The organism is Kribbella sp. NPDC049584, assembly GCF_040675555.1.
GTDB lineage: Bacteria > Actinomycetota > Actinomycetes > Propionibacteriales > Kribbellaceae > Kribbella.
The window spans coordinates 1,261,092-1,273,523 of sequence record NZ_JBFAPF010000001.1; the positions used below are offsets into that span (position 1 = coordinate 1,261,092).

General features: G+C 67.5%; 14 protein-coding genes. 6 read left to right on the plus strand and 8 right to left on the minus strand.

Annotation, left to right across the window (positions count from 1 at the left end):
* Positions 1-9: 9 nt before the first annotated feature.
* Positions 10-951, minus strand: a complete 942-nt coding sequence (locus AB0J62_RS06315; protein WP_363864970.1) for an NAD-dependent epimerase/dehydratase family protein — start codon at positions 949-951, stop codon at positions 10-12.
* Positions 952-1,078: 127 nt separating this feature from the next.
* On the opposite strand from AB0J62_RS06315, the gene AB0J62_RS06320 reads away from it, so the two are divergent.
* The 3 genes from AB0J62_RS06320 to AB0J62_RS06330 all read left to right on the plus strand — a co-directional run bounded on the left by AB0J62_RS06320 (position 1,079) and on the right by AB0J62_RS06330 (position 3,520).
* Positions 1,079-1,705 (plus strand): DUF899 family protein, encoded by a 627-nt coding sequence (locus AB0J62_RS06320; protein WP_363864972.1) that lies wholly within the window; start codon positions 1,079-1,081, stop codon positions 1,703-1,705.
* A gap of 318 nt (positions 1,706-2,023) precedes the next feature.
* Positions 2,024-2,941, plus strand: a complete 918-nt coding sequence (locus tag AB0J62_RS06325; RefSeq protein ID WP_363864974.1) for a M23 family metallopeptidase — start codon at positions 2,024-2,026, stop codon at positions 2,939-2,941.
* Positions 2,942-3,019: 78 nt separating this feature from the next.
* Positions 3,020-3,520 (plus strand): hypothetical protein, encoded by a 501-nt coding sequence (locus AB0J62_RS06330; RefSeq protein WP_363864976.1) that lies wholly within the window; start codon positions 3,020-3,022, stop codon positions 3,518-3,520.
* On the opposite strand, the gene AB0J62_RS06335 is transcribed toward AB0J62_RS06330, so the two are convergent.
* A complete protein-coding gene (locus tag AB0J62_RS06335; RefSeq protein WP_363864978.1) occupies positions 3,517-4,026 on the minus strand; it encodes a GNAT family N-acetyltransferase in 510 nt (169 codons plus the stop codon). The two genes, AB0J62_RS06330 and AB0J62_RS06335, sit on opposite strands and share 4 nt — an antisense overlap.
* 160 nt (positions 4,027-4,186) lie before the next feature.
* On the opposite strand from AB0J62_RS06335, the gene AB0J62_RS06340 reads away from it, so the two are divergent.
* Positions 4,187-4,762 (plus strand): M15 family metallopeptidase, encoded by a 576-nt coding sequence (locus tag AB0J62_RS06340; RefSeq protein WP_363864980.1) that lies wholly within the window; start codon positions 4,187-4,189, stop codon positions 4,760-4,762.
* Here AB0J62_RS06340 and AB0J62_RS06345 read toward each other — a convergent pair.
* Positions 4,759-5,280, minus strand: a complete 522-nt coding sequence (locus AB0J62_RS06345) for an N-acetyltransferase family protein (protein ID WP_363864982.1) — start codon at positions 5,278-5,280, stop codon at positions 4,759-4,761. The two genes, AB0J62_RS06340 and AB0J62_RS06345, sit on opposite strands and share 4 nt — an antisense overlap.
* Positions 5,281-5,318: 38 nt before the next feature.
* On the opposite strand from AB0J62_RS06345, the gene AB0J62_RS06350 reads away from it, so the two are divergent.
* The gene (locus AB0J62_RS06350) at positions 5,319-5,882 is read left to right on the plus strand and encodes an XRE family transcriptional regulator (protein WP_363864984.1); all 564 of its coding nucleotides are present in this window, start codon (positions 5,319-5,321) and stop codon (positions 5,880-5,882) included.
* Here AB0J62_RS06350 and AB0J62_RS06355 read toward each other — a convergent pair.
* Together AB0J62_RS06355 and AB0J62_RS06360 are read right to left on the minus strand one after the other, a co-directional pair.
* Positions 5,849-7,369: an FAD-dependent monooxygenase gene (locus AB0J62_RS06355; protein WP_363864986.1), complete on the minus strand. Its 1,521-nt coding sequence runs from the start codon at positions 7,367-7,369 to the stop codon at positions 5,849-5,851. The genes AB0J62_RS06350 and AB0J62_RS06355 overlap by 34 nt on opposite strands.
* 64 nt (positions 7,370-7,433) lie before the next feature.
* Entirely contained in the window at positions 7,434-8,042 is a 609-nt protein-coding gene (locus tag AB0J62_RS06360; RefSeq protein ID WP_363864988.1) for a TetR family transcriptional regulator, read from the minus strand.
* A gap of 101 nt (positions 8,043-8,143) precedes the next feature.
* On the opposite strand from AB0J62_RS06360, the gene AB0J62_RS06365 reads away from it, so the two are divergent.
* Entirely contained in the window at positions 8,144-9,352 is a 1,209-nt protein-coding gene (locus AB0J62_RS06365; RefSeq protein ID WP_363864990.1) for a TerC family protein, read from the plus strand.
* Between the two features lie 57 nt (positions 9,353-9,409).
* On the opposite strand, the gene AB0J62_RS06370 is transcribed toward AB0J62_RS06365, so the two are convergent.
* Genes AB0J62_RS06370 through AB0J62_RS06380 form a run of 3 tightly spaced genes read right to left on the minus strand, consistent with a single transcriptional unit; the run spans position 9,410 to position 12,431 of the window.
* The gene (locus AB0J62_RS06370; RefSeq protein WP_363864992.1) at positions 9,410-10,240 is read right to left on the minus strand and encodes a carbohydrate ABC transporter permease; all 831 of its coding nucleotides are present in this window, start codon (positions 10,238-10,240) and stop codon (positions 9,410-9,412) included.
* Positions 10,240-11,124: a sugar ABC transporter permease gene (locus AB0J62_RS06375; RefSeq protein WP_363864994.1), complete on the minus strand. Its 885-nt coding sequence runs from the start codon at positions 11,122-11,124 to the stop codon at positions 10,240-10,242. The genes AB0J62_RS06370 and AB0J62_RS06375 overlap by 1 nt, the downstream gene beginning before the upstream one ends.
* On the minus strand, positions 11,121-12,431 hold the full coding sequence (locus AB0J62_RS06380) for a substrate-binding domain-containing protein (protein WP_363864996.1): 1,311 nt from the start codon (positions 12,429-12,431) through the stop codon (positions 11,121-11,123). Before AB0J62_RS06380 ends, AB0J62_RS06375 begins: the two co-directional genes overlap by 4 nt.
* Position 12,432: the final 1 nt, after the last annotated feature.

Consider the following 12,432-nt stretch of genomic DNA (forward strand, 5'->3'; position numbering starts at 1 on the left):
GACCAATTTTCAGTCCAGTACGGCGTCATCCGCGGAGAAGTCGTCCGACGCATCGGCCGGCGGGTTCGCCAGGTGCCACCGGACCGAGGTCAGCAGGGTCCCGGCCGGGTCCGCGGGCGTCCACCCGAGCACCGTCCGCGCCTTCGACGAGTCGACCAGTAGATGCTGGTCGACGGTCCCGGTGAGCGCCAGATCCTCCGGCAGCAGGTCGTCCCGCACCCTCACCAGCTCCACGTCTGCAGCGTCCGCCGCAGCCAGGATCTGCTCGGCAAACAGCCGGTACGGCGCAGTCGACGGCTCCGCCAGGTTGAAGGCGCCTGGGAAATCTCCCGCCAGCACCAAGGACACTGCGGCGGCCACGTCCCCGACGTACACGCGACTGAAGAGGAACTGCCCGGATCCGACCGGTATCCGCTTCCTGCCGGCCCGGACCCGACGCAGTACGAACTCGAATCGCGTCTGGTAGTCGTGCTCGCCGTAGACCGCACCCAACCGCAGCACAGTCGCGCCACGCGGCAGGTACCGCTCTTCCATCTCCAGGTTCTCGTACTGCGATCCGTCGATGAACCGTCGCTCCCGCAGCGGCGACTCCTCCGTCAGCGGCAGTGCATCTGTCGTCCGGTTCGAGTGCACACCGTCGTACGCGCGGTAGACGTCACAGCTCGAGATCGCGACCAGCTTGACCGCCGGTCCGACCGCGCCGAGCGCCGCGTCGGCCGCCGCCGCGTTCATCCCGGAGATGTCGACCAGCGCCTCCGGGTCGAACGGCTTGAGCGCCGCAGCCAGCGCCGCGCCGTCATGGCGGTCCACGTGGGCGTGCTCGACGGGCGGCAGGCCGGACGGCTCGTGGTCGCCGCGGTGAACCACCAGCAGCGTGTGCCCCTCCGCCGTCAGCCGCTCCACGACGGCCCTGCCGATGAACCGGGTTCCACCCAGAATCGCGATCCTCATGTGCACAGTCCTATCGGTCCGGGCACCCCGAACCCAGACTCGTCTGCGACAGGCAGAAATCGGATGTCGAGAAGGCTCTGCCGGCTTCGTCATTAGAAGTAAGGACCTAAAGAAGGAAGGACAGCTCATGACTGCAATGCCGACGGTGGTCTCGGCCGAGGAGTGGGAGAAAGCTCGCGCGGAGCTGCTGGTCGCCGAGAAGGCGGCCACTCGTGAGCAGGACCGGATCGCCGCGCAGCGCCGGCGGCTGCCGATGGTGGAGTTCGGTGAGTACACGTTTGCGGCGCCGGACGGGCCGGTGACCCTGCTGGAGCTGTTCGGCGACCAGCGGCAGCTCGCGCTCTACCAGTTCATGAACGCCGGTCCGGACAGCTTCTGCCCGGGCTGCACGTACTTCACCAAGAACGTCGCCAACCTCACCGGCCTGGCCCGCGGCGGTGTCGCCTGGGCGACCGTGTCCGACATGCCGCTCGACCAGATGGCCGGCTATTGGAAGGAGATGGGCTGGAGCGACATCCCCTTCGCTTCCTCGGCCGGTACGACGTTCTCCGCGGACTGCGGTGCGGGCGGCGGGTTCCTGCTCAATGTGTTCCTGCGCGACGGCGACACCGTCTATCGGACGTACACGACCGGTCAGCGGGGCGTCGACCGCATCCTGTTCAGCAACAACATTCTCGACCTCGCGCCGTACGGCCGCCAGGAAGACTGGGAGGACTCCCCCGAGGGCTGGCCGCAGGAGCCTACGTACGGGTAGCACCGGACGGTAGGCGCGGAGGCGGGCGTACGGCGTTGTGTGCCGTGCCCGCCTCCGCGTCGTGGACGCCTTATACCGGTCCGGGGGGCCTGCTCGACGCCAATCGGCTGGTGATCCGTGTCACGCCGATAGTTGAGTCTTCACTGGGCAGTTTCACGCCTGAGCGCGTACACGGCGGCAGGACGGCCTCACCGAGCGTGTTCGATTTCGTTCATCTTTTCGCAATCCGTGTTTGAGGCCGTCGAGATCTCCTCGTTATGGTCGTTGGCGTCGCCGTACCCCTCAAACGGCGAACGCCCCTCCCTGGAAGGTTTTCTCGTGCCCACGCACCAAGACGTGCCGGAAGCGGATCGGCCGGCACTTCGCCCTTCGACTGCCCCGCGCCGGGTGGCCAAGCACCGCTCGATCAGTCGCCTCGCAACCCGCCGTACCCAGCTGATCGGTCTGACCGCCGCTCTGGCTGCCGCTGCCGGCACCACCGCCGTCGGACTCAGCTCTTCCGCGGCCGGCCCGGCCGCCGCGAACGAGAGCCCCGGCCTGAGCCCCTCACAGGCCGACGCCCTCACCTCGGCCCGGGTCGAGCGCCGTGACCTCGGGTCGCGGGATGCGACCCGGATCGACCTGTCGCTGGCGGCGACCCGCGAGGCGGCGGCCAAGAAGGTCGCGCAGCAGCGCGCCGCGAAACTGGCTGCGAACGCGACGCTGACGCAGCGCCGGGCACTCGCCCTGGCGGCGGCGAAGGCGGCCGCGGCGAAGAAGGCGGCCGACTCGGCCAAGGCTCTGGCCGCGGCGAAGAAGGAGGCGCTCGCGAAGGCGGCCGCCATCGCGAAGGCCGCGCCGAAGATCGTCCTCCCGACCACCGGCTACCACCTGACCGCCCGCTTCAACCAGGCGGGCGGCCGCTGGGCGCACAACCACACCGGCCTCGACTTCGCGGCCCCGATGGGGACGCCGGTCCGTTCGGTGATGGCCGGCGAGGTCATCCAGGCCGACTTCGAAGGCGCGTACGGCCGCCAGGTCAAGGTCCGTCACGCCGACGGCACGGTCACGTCGTACAGCCACATGGAAGAGTTCGACGTCTCCGTCGGCGACTCCGTCCAGGCCGGCACCATGGTCGGCCGCATCGGCATGACCGGCAACACCACCGGCCCCCACGTCCACTTCGAGGTCCTCCCCGGCGGCGGCGCCCCCATCGACCCCGAACCCTGGCTCCGCAACCACGGCCTCAACCCGTAGTCCGCTAGCGTTCCCCCACACACTTCCAAGAGGGGGAACTCTTGAAGCTTCCCGCTGGGGAGCGACTGTCCGGCGACGATGGTTGGCGGCGCCTGGACGGCAACCTGGAAGAACGGCTACAGCCTCAGTGTCCTGTGCCAGCGGGGTAAGTGCCCTCACATCTCGCTGTCGACGAAGTATGTGCCGGTCGGCAAGGTCACCTGGGTCGGCGACGCCAGCGGCGGCGTCGACGAGAACAACCAGAAGGTCGCAACCTTGCTGCCGGCCTACACGGAGATCAGGTTCGCATCGTCCGCGAGCGTCAACGCAGGGCGGAAGGGCACGAGGACGGCTTTCTTGACGACGGTTTGGTACTTCAACCCGAAGACCAACACCTACTCCCGCTGGGCCGGCCGCAAACTCCTGTTGCAGTACCAGGAGATCGGCACGACGACCTGGAAGGGTCTCGCGTACACGACCACGAATGCCAGCGGGCAAGCGGCGTACACCTACTACCCCGGTCGGACCCGCAGGTATCGCGTGTACGTCCCGGCATCGACGTCCGTCTGGGACTACTACTCGCCAACCATCAGCCGCTAGAGCGTTTTTGCCATGTCGAGGGCGGCTATCAGGGTGCCCTCGATGAGGAATTCGTTGGGGTGGGTGCCTTCGACGACGTAGCCGTGGCGTTCGTAGAGGCGGCGGGCGGCGGTGTTCGTGCTGTGGACGTGGAGCGAGATCTTGCGGGCGCCCCGCAGTACGCCCTCGGCCGTCGCCGCCTCCAGGAGCGCGGACGCTGCCCCCAGCCGTCGCGCGGTCGGCGCGATCGCTAAACCGTTGATCGTCAGCACGCCGGCGCCTTCCGGGAACGGGTACTTGTCCTGCAGGCGCAGATACCCGACAACCTCACCGTCGTACTCCGCGACAAGATGCGCCTCCGGGCCGCTGCGCGCGAAGAACGTGGTCCCCAGAGTGTCCTGGTACGACGGGAATCCCGACGACGCGTCCCACGACACCTGCTCGATCGCGAGCAGCGCGGCATCGTCTTCCTCGACGGCATGCCGAACGGTCACCTCATGGTCGGCGGAAGGGCGTTCGTCACTCACCGCACCATCCTCTCCCGCAGACCAGGCCAACCGGTTGCCGGGTCAGGTATCGCCGCCCGTGCCCAGCGCCGTACTGCTGGTCGAGCTCGGCCGGGCGTATCGAAAACGTATCCGGATTTGCAGACGCTCTCGCAACGTCGCCTTGGATGAACTGTGAGGCATGCTGACCGATCACCACATTGCCAACCGGACAACCGTCCTGGCGATCGTTGCCGCAGTCACCTGTCTCACTCTGACCTCGTGCACGACGGTCTCCGCCCAGGACGACGCGACCCCGTCGGCGTCAGGCTCGAGCGGACCTCCTCGCGCGGCAGACGGCGTACTCCCGGATCACACGTCGGCGTACGACACCGACCTTCCGGGCATCGCCAAACTGGACCCGGCACTCCGCAAGGCGGTCCAGCAAGCCGAGACCGCCATGAAGGACGACGGCATCAAGATGCAGGTCACCACGGGCTGGCGCAGCAAGAAGTACCAGGAAGAGCTGCTGGACAAGGCGATCCGCAAGTACGGCAGCAAGAAGAAGGCCCTCGAGTACGTCGCCGAACCCGACGCCTCGCACCACGTAACCGGCCACGCCGTAGACATCGGTCCCACCAAGGCCGACGACTGGCTGATCCGCCACGGCAGCCGCTACGGCCTCTGCCAAACCCTCTCCAACGAAATCTGGCACTTCGAACTGGTCACCAAGCCAGGCGACGATTGCCCACCCATGACAGACCCCACGAAGAACTAGATGGGTTCGGTGGGGGGATCGGGGAGCACGGCCAGCGGGCGCTGGACCCAGGCGACGTCGTGCCAGTTGTCGAGTTTCCAGCCGATGTTCCGGTAGGTGCCGATCGGCTCGAAGCCCAGCGACTTGTGGAGACCTTCGCTGGCGGGGTTCGGTAGCGTCATGCCGGCTACGGCGGTGCGATAGCCGCGTTCGGTGAGGCGAGTGAAGAGGGCCTCGTAGAGGGCGCGGCCGGCGCCGGTGCGGCGGCGACCTGCTTCCAGGTAGACGCTGACTTCGCAGGACCAGCGGTACGCCGCGCGCGGTTTCATCGGCCCGCCGTACGCGTAGCCGACGACGCGGCCCTCGTCCTCGGCGACCAGCCACGCATGGGTCGACTGTGCTTGAGCGATCCGCGAGGCCATCTCATCAGGACCGGGCGGGTCGATCTCGAAGGTGATGGCGGAGTCGGTGACGTAGGGGGCGTAGATCGCCGCGCAGGCCTCGGCGTCGACCGCCGAGCCGTCTCTAACCTGAACCATGGCACGATAGTAGCCACAACTGCCGCTATAGTGGCAACGTGATTGACGATTTGTCTCGTTCTCTGGCCGCCACCGTGCAGCAAGCGCGCACAGCGCAGGACCTGTCCGTGAACGCGCTGGCGGAGCGGTCGGGGGTATCGCGGGCGATGATCGGGAAGATCGAGCGCGGCGAGGCCCAGCCCACCGCCGTACTGCTGGGGAAGTTGTCGGGAGCTCTCGGTATGACGTTGTCCGAACTCGTCGCCCGCGCGGAGAACACCGGCGAGCTGTTGCGCCGGGCGGCCGACCAGCCCGTCTGGACGGACCCGGTCACCGGATACCACCGCCGCGCGGTGTCCCCGGTGACCGAATCGACGCTGGAGCTGGTCGAGGTCGAGCTCCCGGCCGGCGCATCGGTCTCGTATCCGGCCGACGCCTACATCTTCAAATACCAGCAGCTGTGGATCCTCGACGGGCAACTCCGCTTCCACGAAGGACCGCAGGTCCACGAACTGCACACCGGCGACTGCCTGCAGCTCGGCCCACCCTCGGCGACAACCTTCCACAACCCGGGTACGACGCCGTGCCGCTACCTGGTCGCGCTCGTCAAAGGCCGCGCCTGAAACCACTGCGCCAGCGCATCCCGCAGACCGTCCCGCTCGGCAACCCCGTCCTGCTCCGCGGCCCACGCGACGTACCCGTCGGGCCGGATGAGCAACGCGATCGGCCGCTCACCACGACCGGTGACCACCTCGATCCCAGAAGGTACGTCGGTGGCAGCAAACGAACCGTCGGCGGTGAGGTCCACAAGGAGCGGACGGCCAGTGCGCATCAGCTCGGCCAACCGCGTCGAGCCGATCATCAGATCCGGCGCCCAGCGGCCGATCAGCGGGTGCGGGCCGTCGTGATACCGAACATCCGCGCCGGTGATCAGCTCCGCGATCCGCTGGACGTTCCGCGGCTCGGTCAGTAGCTCGCCGAACAGTTCCCGCAGCGCCGTCACTTCATTGCCTGGAGCAATCAATGCGGTCTGCGCCTGCGTCTGCATCACGACCCGCTCCCCCACCGGCCGCCGCTCCGACTCGTACGTGTCGAGCAGACCTTCCGGCGCCCTGCCCTGCACCTCGGCCGCCAGCTTCCAGCCCAGATTGATCGCATCCTGCAACCCGAGGTTCAACCCAGGCCCGCCCATCGCGGAGTGAACGTGGGCGGCATCACCGACCAGCAGCACCCGCCCTTCGCGGTACCGGTCGGCCAGGCGGCTGTTGCCACCGACGAGCCGGCGCAGCACCCGTGGCCCGTCACCGTCCGGCGGCGTCAGCGGGAGATGCACACCGAGTACGCGATCCGCGCTCGCCTGAAGCTCCTCGAACGTCATCTCGCTGCCATCGGCAGGATCGTCCCACTCTCCCGTACTCACCGCTTCTCGCCCGGGGAACGGCGCGAACACGAACATCCCGCGCTCGGTCCGGTGATGCATGAACGGCGGGATCACGCCGTATCCCGGAATCGTCAGCGCACCGGTCTCCGGGTCGATGAGCTCCGGCGGCACCAGGGCACTCGCCGTCCGGGAGACCATGCGGTCGTTGGTCACGCCCGGGAAGTCGATGCCAGCCAGCTTGCGGGTGAGGCTGTGGCCGCCGTCGGCGCCGACGAGATAGCGGGTCCGCAGCTCGTAGACCCCATCCGGACCAGTGACCTCGACCGTGACCGAGTCCGCATCCTGCGACAGGCCGGACAGCTCATGACCCTGCCGAATCTCGGCGCCGAGCTCGAGCGCACGCTCGCGGAGTACAGCCTCGACCCGGATTTGAGGAACGGGCAGCAAATACACGGGATTGTCCTCGAGCTCCGAGAGCGGCAGCTGCATGGCCCCGAAGATGTACGCCGCTTGCGGTTGCGGCGGACCCGGCGTACCGGCGAGACGCTCGTACAGCCCACGCCGGTCGAGCATCCGCACAACCTGGCCGACCAGGCCGTTCGCGCGGGGAGTGGAGTTGGGTTCGGGCAGCCGTTCCAGGACCAGTGGCCGGACCCCGGCCAAGCGCAGTTCGATCGCGAGCATGAGGCCGTTCGGTCCGGCCCCGGCAATGACGACTTCGGCATCCATGGCGTTCCTCCGTTGAGGCATGACTGACCACCCCGGCGACTCGCCAGGGGATCAACGAATTGGTTTATTCAGGCGCCGGCAGGCCGGCTTCGACCTGGTCGAGTGCCTCGGACAGCAGGTCGGCGATCGATCGCGGCGGGTCGGCCCGCATCCACTCGGCCATCACGACGCCCCGGACCGCGCCGATGACCTCGGCCACCAGCCGCGGATACATCCCGGTGGTGCCGGTGCGGTCGGCGATCGCGGCGGCCATCTCCTCGCCGACCCGCGCGTACGCCCGCGCGATCGCACCCTGCAGTGCGGGCTCGGTCATCATCACCCGGATGCCCTTGACCCATTGCTCATCCGGCGGCGTCCGTCCGCCGTGACCCTCCGCGCCGAGCGCGAAATGAGCCTCGATCGCGGCCCGGATCGCCACCCACAGCGGCTCGTCGGCCGGTCGCGCCCGCAACTCCTCGGCGATCTTCAGGCTGCGATCCACCTCGCGCGCGGCGATCGCGTCCGCCTTGCTGTCGAAGTAGTTGCGGAACGTCCGCAGCGAGACCCCGGCCTCCGCGGCGATGTCCTCGATCCGGACCGCGCCGTACCCGCGCTCGACGGCGAGCCGGACCGCCGCCCAGCTCAACGCGATCCGCGTCTCCTGCTTCTTCCGCTCCCGCAACCCTTCGGCCATGACCCGACGGTAGCAGAAGTTGCCGAAAGAGCAAAGATGCCTTTTAGGCAATTTTATTCCATCCCGGGAATCTCACCGGCCCGCCATGGTTGGGTTACGACATGACGGTGTCCCCGCTGGTCTGGGTGCTGACGTTGCTGGCGATTGCCGGCCTGCTGCTGTTCGACTACTTCTTCCACGTCCGGTCGGCGCACGTCCCGACGCTGCGCGAGGCCGCGGTCTGGTCCTCGCTGTACGTCGGGATCGCGGTCCTGTTCGGTCTCGGCGCGCTGATCATCGGCGGCGCGGAGTTGGGTTCGGAGTACTTCGCCGGGTACGTCACGGAGAAGGCGCTCTCGGTCGACAACCTGTTCGTGTTCCTGATCATCATGACCGGCTTCCGGGTGCCCCGCGAGAACCAGCAGAAGGTGCTGCTGGTCGGGATCGTGGTCAGCCTGATCGCGCGGGCGGCGTTCATCTTCGCCGGGTCGGCGCTGCTGCACACGTTCTCCTGGGTGTTCTACCTGTTCGGGGTCGCCCTGCTGCTGACCGCCGGCAACATGCTCAAGCCGGAGACCGAGGAGTCGCACCAGGCGCAGAACATCGTCGTCAGGCTGGCCCGCCGGCTCTTCCGGACCAGCGAGGAGTACGACGGCGACCGGCTGACCACCGTGGTCGACGGCCGCCGGATGCTGACGCCGATGCTGCTGGTGATGGTCGCGATCGGCGCCACCGACCTGCTGTTCGCGCTCGACTCGATCCCGGCGATCTTCGGCCTGACCCAGAACGTGTACGTCGTGTTCACCGCGACCGCGTTCAGCCTGCTCGGCCTGCGACAGCTGTTCTTCCTGCTCGACGGCCTGCTGGACCGGCTGATCTACCTGTCGTTCGGACTGGCCGCGATCCTGATGTTCATCGGCGCCAAGCTGATCCTGCACGCGCTGCACGAGAACAACCTCCCGTTCGTGAACGGCGGCGAGCACGTCGAGGTGGTCGAGATCAGCACCGGTCTCTCACTGGCGGTGATCCTGGTCGTCCTGCTGATCACGATCTTCGCCTCACTGTTCAGCACCCGCGGGCGGACGCAGACCGCGATGGCCCACATCCGCCGCGACGCGAACGCCTACCTCGACCCGGAGTACACCGACGACCCGGACGAGCGGGAGCGGGTCTTCCAGCGACTGGTCCGCGCCCGCGACCACATCACCGACCTCGGCCCGAAGGCCAAGCAGCACGTCCTGAACGAGGCCGACCTGATGGCCCTGTGCCGCCAGGTCGGCGAGGCCCACGCCGCCGCCCACTCCGACCACGAGATCCGCCCCAGCCTTTGACCTTGTGCACGCACCAACCACTTCGGACCCGGTGAAATGGTTGGTGCGTGCTCAAAGTCAGCCTTTGACGGCCCCCGAGGCGAGGCCGGTGACGTAGAAGCGCTGCAGGCCGATGTAGAGGATCACGCAGGGGATCATCGCGATCACCGCGCCGGCCACGAGTGAGCCGAAGTTGATCTCGCCGTACGCGCCGGCCTGGACGTTCACCAGCGCGACGGGCAGCGTGTAGAGCCTGTCCTTCGTCAGGAACGTCAAGGCCCCGAGGAACTCGGTCCACGCGGCCAGGAACGCGTAGAGCGCGACGGTCGCCGCGCCCGGCATGATCAACGGACGTAACACCGAGCCGAGCATCCGCAGCGTGCCGCAGCCGTCGACGTGGGCGGAGTCCTCGAGCTCGACCGGGACCGAGGCGAACGAGTTCCGCATCACGAAGACGCCGAACGGCAGGTTGACCGTGGTGTAGAACAGCACCAGCCCGAGCAGGCTGTCCGTCAGCCGGAGCGTGTTCATCTCCAGGTACAGCGGGGTCAGGATCGCCTGGAACGGGATCATCATCGACACCACGACGAGCGCGAACAGCAGCGGCGCGCTCCGGAACCGGAACCGCGCGAACCCGTACCCGGCGAACGTCGCCAGCACCGCCGTCAGGATGGCGGTGCTCAAGGCAACGATCAGACTGTTGCCGACGGCCCGGATCAGGTTGCCCGGGCCCTCGATCAGCGTCCGGAAGTTGTCCCAGGTCAGATGGAAGAACGTCGATGCGTTCGGCGCCGCGACGATCACGTCGTTCGGCTGCACCGACCGGAAGAGTGCCCACAGCAACGGTACGGCGAAGACGAGTAAGGCGCCGCCGCCGCCGATGACGTAGAAGGTGTTCTTGAGTCTCATCAGTCCTTCTCCCGAAGCAGCCGGAACTGGGCCGCGGTGACGAGGCCGACCACGATGACGAGCACGATCGACAGCGCGGTCGCGGCACCGAGCTGCAGCTGGACGAAGGCCCGGTTGTAGATGTACTGGACCACCGTCGTGGTGTCGGTACCCGGCCCGCCGCGGGTCAGGATGTAGAACTGCGAGAACGCGAGCAGCGAGCCGATCACCGAGATGATCACGGCCATCGCGATCGTGCGTCGCAGGATCGGGATCGTGATCTCCCGCTCGGTCTTCCACCAGCCGGCACCGTCCAGTTCGGCCGACTCGTAGTACTCCCGCGGGATGGCCTGCATACCGGCCATCAGCAGCATCATCGTCAGCCCGCTGACTGCCCAGATGACCAGCACACAGATCAGTCCGGTCGCGAGCGGTCCGGACACCAGCCAGGCCGTCGTACCGTCGGTGATCCCGAGCTTCTTCAGCACGATGTTGATCACGCCGCTCTCCGGCTGCGCCTCGAGCACCGTGACGAAGCTGAGCGTCGACAGTCCGACGACGAACGGGAGGAAGAAGACCGTTCGCAACAGGGTGGAGCCCCGGCGCTTGCGGCGTACCAGGATTGCGAGTGCGTAGCCGAGCACCAGGATCGGCCCGGTCACGATGACCGTGTAGAGCAGCGTGTAGAGGACGGACTTGGCGAAGGCGGCATCCGAGACGATCGCGGTGTAGTTCTTCAGTCCGGTGAACTTCACCGAGCCGATCAGCGGCCAGTTGGTCAGCGAGATCACCAACGCGAACGCCAGCGGCACGAGCACGAACACGCCGACGAAGAGCACCGCGGGGGTGACCAGCAGCAGCCCGGTACGCCCCGGGTGCGTCAAGGAGGACCGTGGTGTACTCATGCCTGCCCCTGTTTCAGGATGCGGTCGTAGTTCTGCTGGGCTTCCTTCATGGCGGCCTCCAGCTCGCCGTCGAACACGGCGCGGCGGAACATCTGCAGCCACGGCCCGTCCGGCTGGTTGTAGAGGAGGTTGTAGGACAGCGTCGTCGGCGCGTAGCCCTCCTGGATGCGCTCCAGGGGCAGGGTCGCCAGCGGATACTTCTTCGCGAACTCCGGCGTCCGAGCGTCGGACCGAACCGGCGTATAGCCACCGGCCGGCAGATCGATCTGTTGTGGCAGATCCAGTGCGAACCGCACGAACTCCCACGCCCCCGACGCATTGCGAGCGCCGCGGGGGATGCACATGTTGTCGCCGCCGTCGAAGAAGGCCGAACCGCCGTCCGGCCCGGACAACAGTCGCGGTGTGACCTTCTTGTGGAAGGCATCGTCGGAAGCCGACACGACCACGCTGTAGTTCGACGGGAAGATGCCGATCTTGCCGGCCCGGAAGTCGCTGCCCCACCGGGACGCGTCGTCGGAGAAGTTTGCCCTCGGCACCAATCCGTCGACCCACAACTGCCGGTGCAGCTCGAGCATCCGCTGGACGACGTCGTTCCCGACGATGTGCCCGGACTGGCTGCCGATCGTGCCCTGGATCAGGTCGGTGTCCGCGGCCCACACCATCGGCTGTACGACGAACCCGAGCGCGCCCGGGCTGTTCGCCGGGAAGCTCCACGCGTAGATGTCGTCCCCGAGCTTGCGGAGCTTCTTGGCCGCGTCGAGCAAGTTGTCGAACGACTTCACCGCCTCGTCCGGATCGACCTCGGCGCGGTCGCACAGCTCGGTGTTGAACCAGAACATCGAGTTGTCCGCGAGGTACGGAACGCCGTACACCCGCTCGTTCTTCGTCGCCAGCCGCAGGTGACCCGGGCTGAGCTTGTCCCGGAAGTCGAGCGCGGCCAGCGGTTCGGTCAGATCGGTGAACGCGTCGCGGTAGATGAACAGCATCGAGTTGATGTCGTCGATGTCGACCAGGTCCGGCACACTCCGGCCGCGGATCGCGGTCGCCAGCTTGGTCACGTACTGCGCGTCCAGGACCGGCGTCAGCTCGACGGTGAGCCGGTCCTGGGACGCGTTGAACTTCTTCACCAGGTCGGTCAGACCGCTCTGGGTTGCCGCCCGGCACCACACCTGTACGGTGCCGGTGGCCTCCTGCCCGAAACCCGCCGCCTGGACGTCGGGTTCGGGCAGGACCGAGCTACAGCCCGGAAGCAGACCGGCCGTGGTCGCTCCGGCCGCAAGGCCGAGGAACTGCCGACGAGTGACCATG

What these genes read in the sequence shown, in the direction of transcription:
- AB0J62_RS06315 (WP_363864970.1), bottom strand. Translation starts at nt 951, where the DNA reads ATGAGGATCGCGATTCTGGGTGGAACCCGGTTCATCGGCAGGGCCGTC.
- AB0J62_RS06320 (WP_363864972.1), top strand. Translation starts at nt 1,079, where the DNA reads ATGACTGCAATGCCGACGGTGGTCTCGGCCGAGGAGTGGGAGAAAGCT.
- AB0J62_RS06330 (WP_363864976.1), top strand. Translation starts at nt 3,020, where the DNA reads ATGGTTGGCGGCGCCTGGACGGCAACCTGGAAGAACGGCTACAGCCTC.
- AB0J62_RS06340 (WP_363864980.1), top strand. Translation starts at nt 4,187, where the DNA reads ATGCTGACCGATCACCACATTGCCAACCGGACAACCGTCCTGGCGATC.
- AB0J62_RS06345 (WP_363864982.1), bottom strand. Translation starts at nt 5,280, where the DNA reads ATGGTTCAGGTTAGAGACGGCTCGGCGGTCGACGCCGAGGCCTGCGCG.
- AB0J62_RS06355 (WP_363864986.1), bottom strand. Translation starts at nt 7,369, where the DNA reads ATGGATGCCGAAGTCGTCATTGCCGGGGCCGGACCGAACGGCCTCATG.
- AB0J62_RS06360 (WP_363864988.1), bottom strand. Translation starts at nt 8,042, where the DNA reads ATGGCCGAAGGGTTGCGGGAGCGGAAGAAGCAGGAGACGCGGATCGCG.
- AB0J62_RS06365 (WP_363864990.1), top strand. Translation starts at nt 8,144, where the DNA reads ATGACGGTGTCCCCGCTGGTCTGGGTGCTGACGTTGCTGGCGATTGCC.
- AB0J62_RS06370 (WP_363864992.1), bottom strand. Translation starts at nt 10,240, where the DNA reads ATGAGACTCAAGAACACCTTCTACGTCATCGGCGGCGGCGGCGCCTTA.
- AB0J62_RS06375 (WP_363864994.1), bottom strand. Translation starts at nt 11,124, where the DNA reads ATGAGTACACCACGGTCCTCCTTGACGCACCCGGGGCGTACCGGGCTG.
- AB0J62_RS06380 (WP_363864996.1), bottom strand. Translation starts at nt 12,431, where the DNA reads ATGGTCACTCGTCGGCAGTTCCTCGGCCTTGCGGCCGGAGCGACCACG.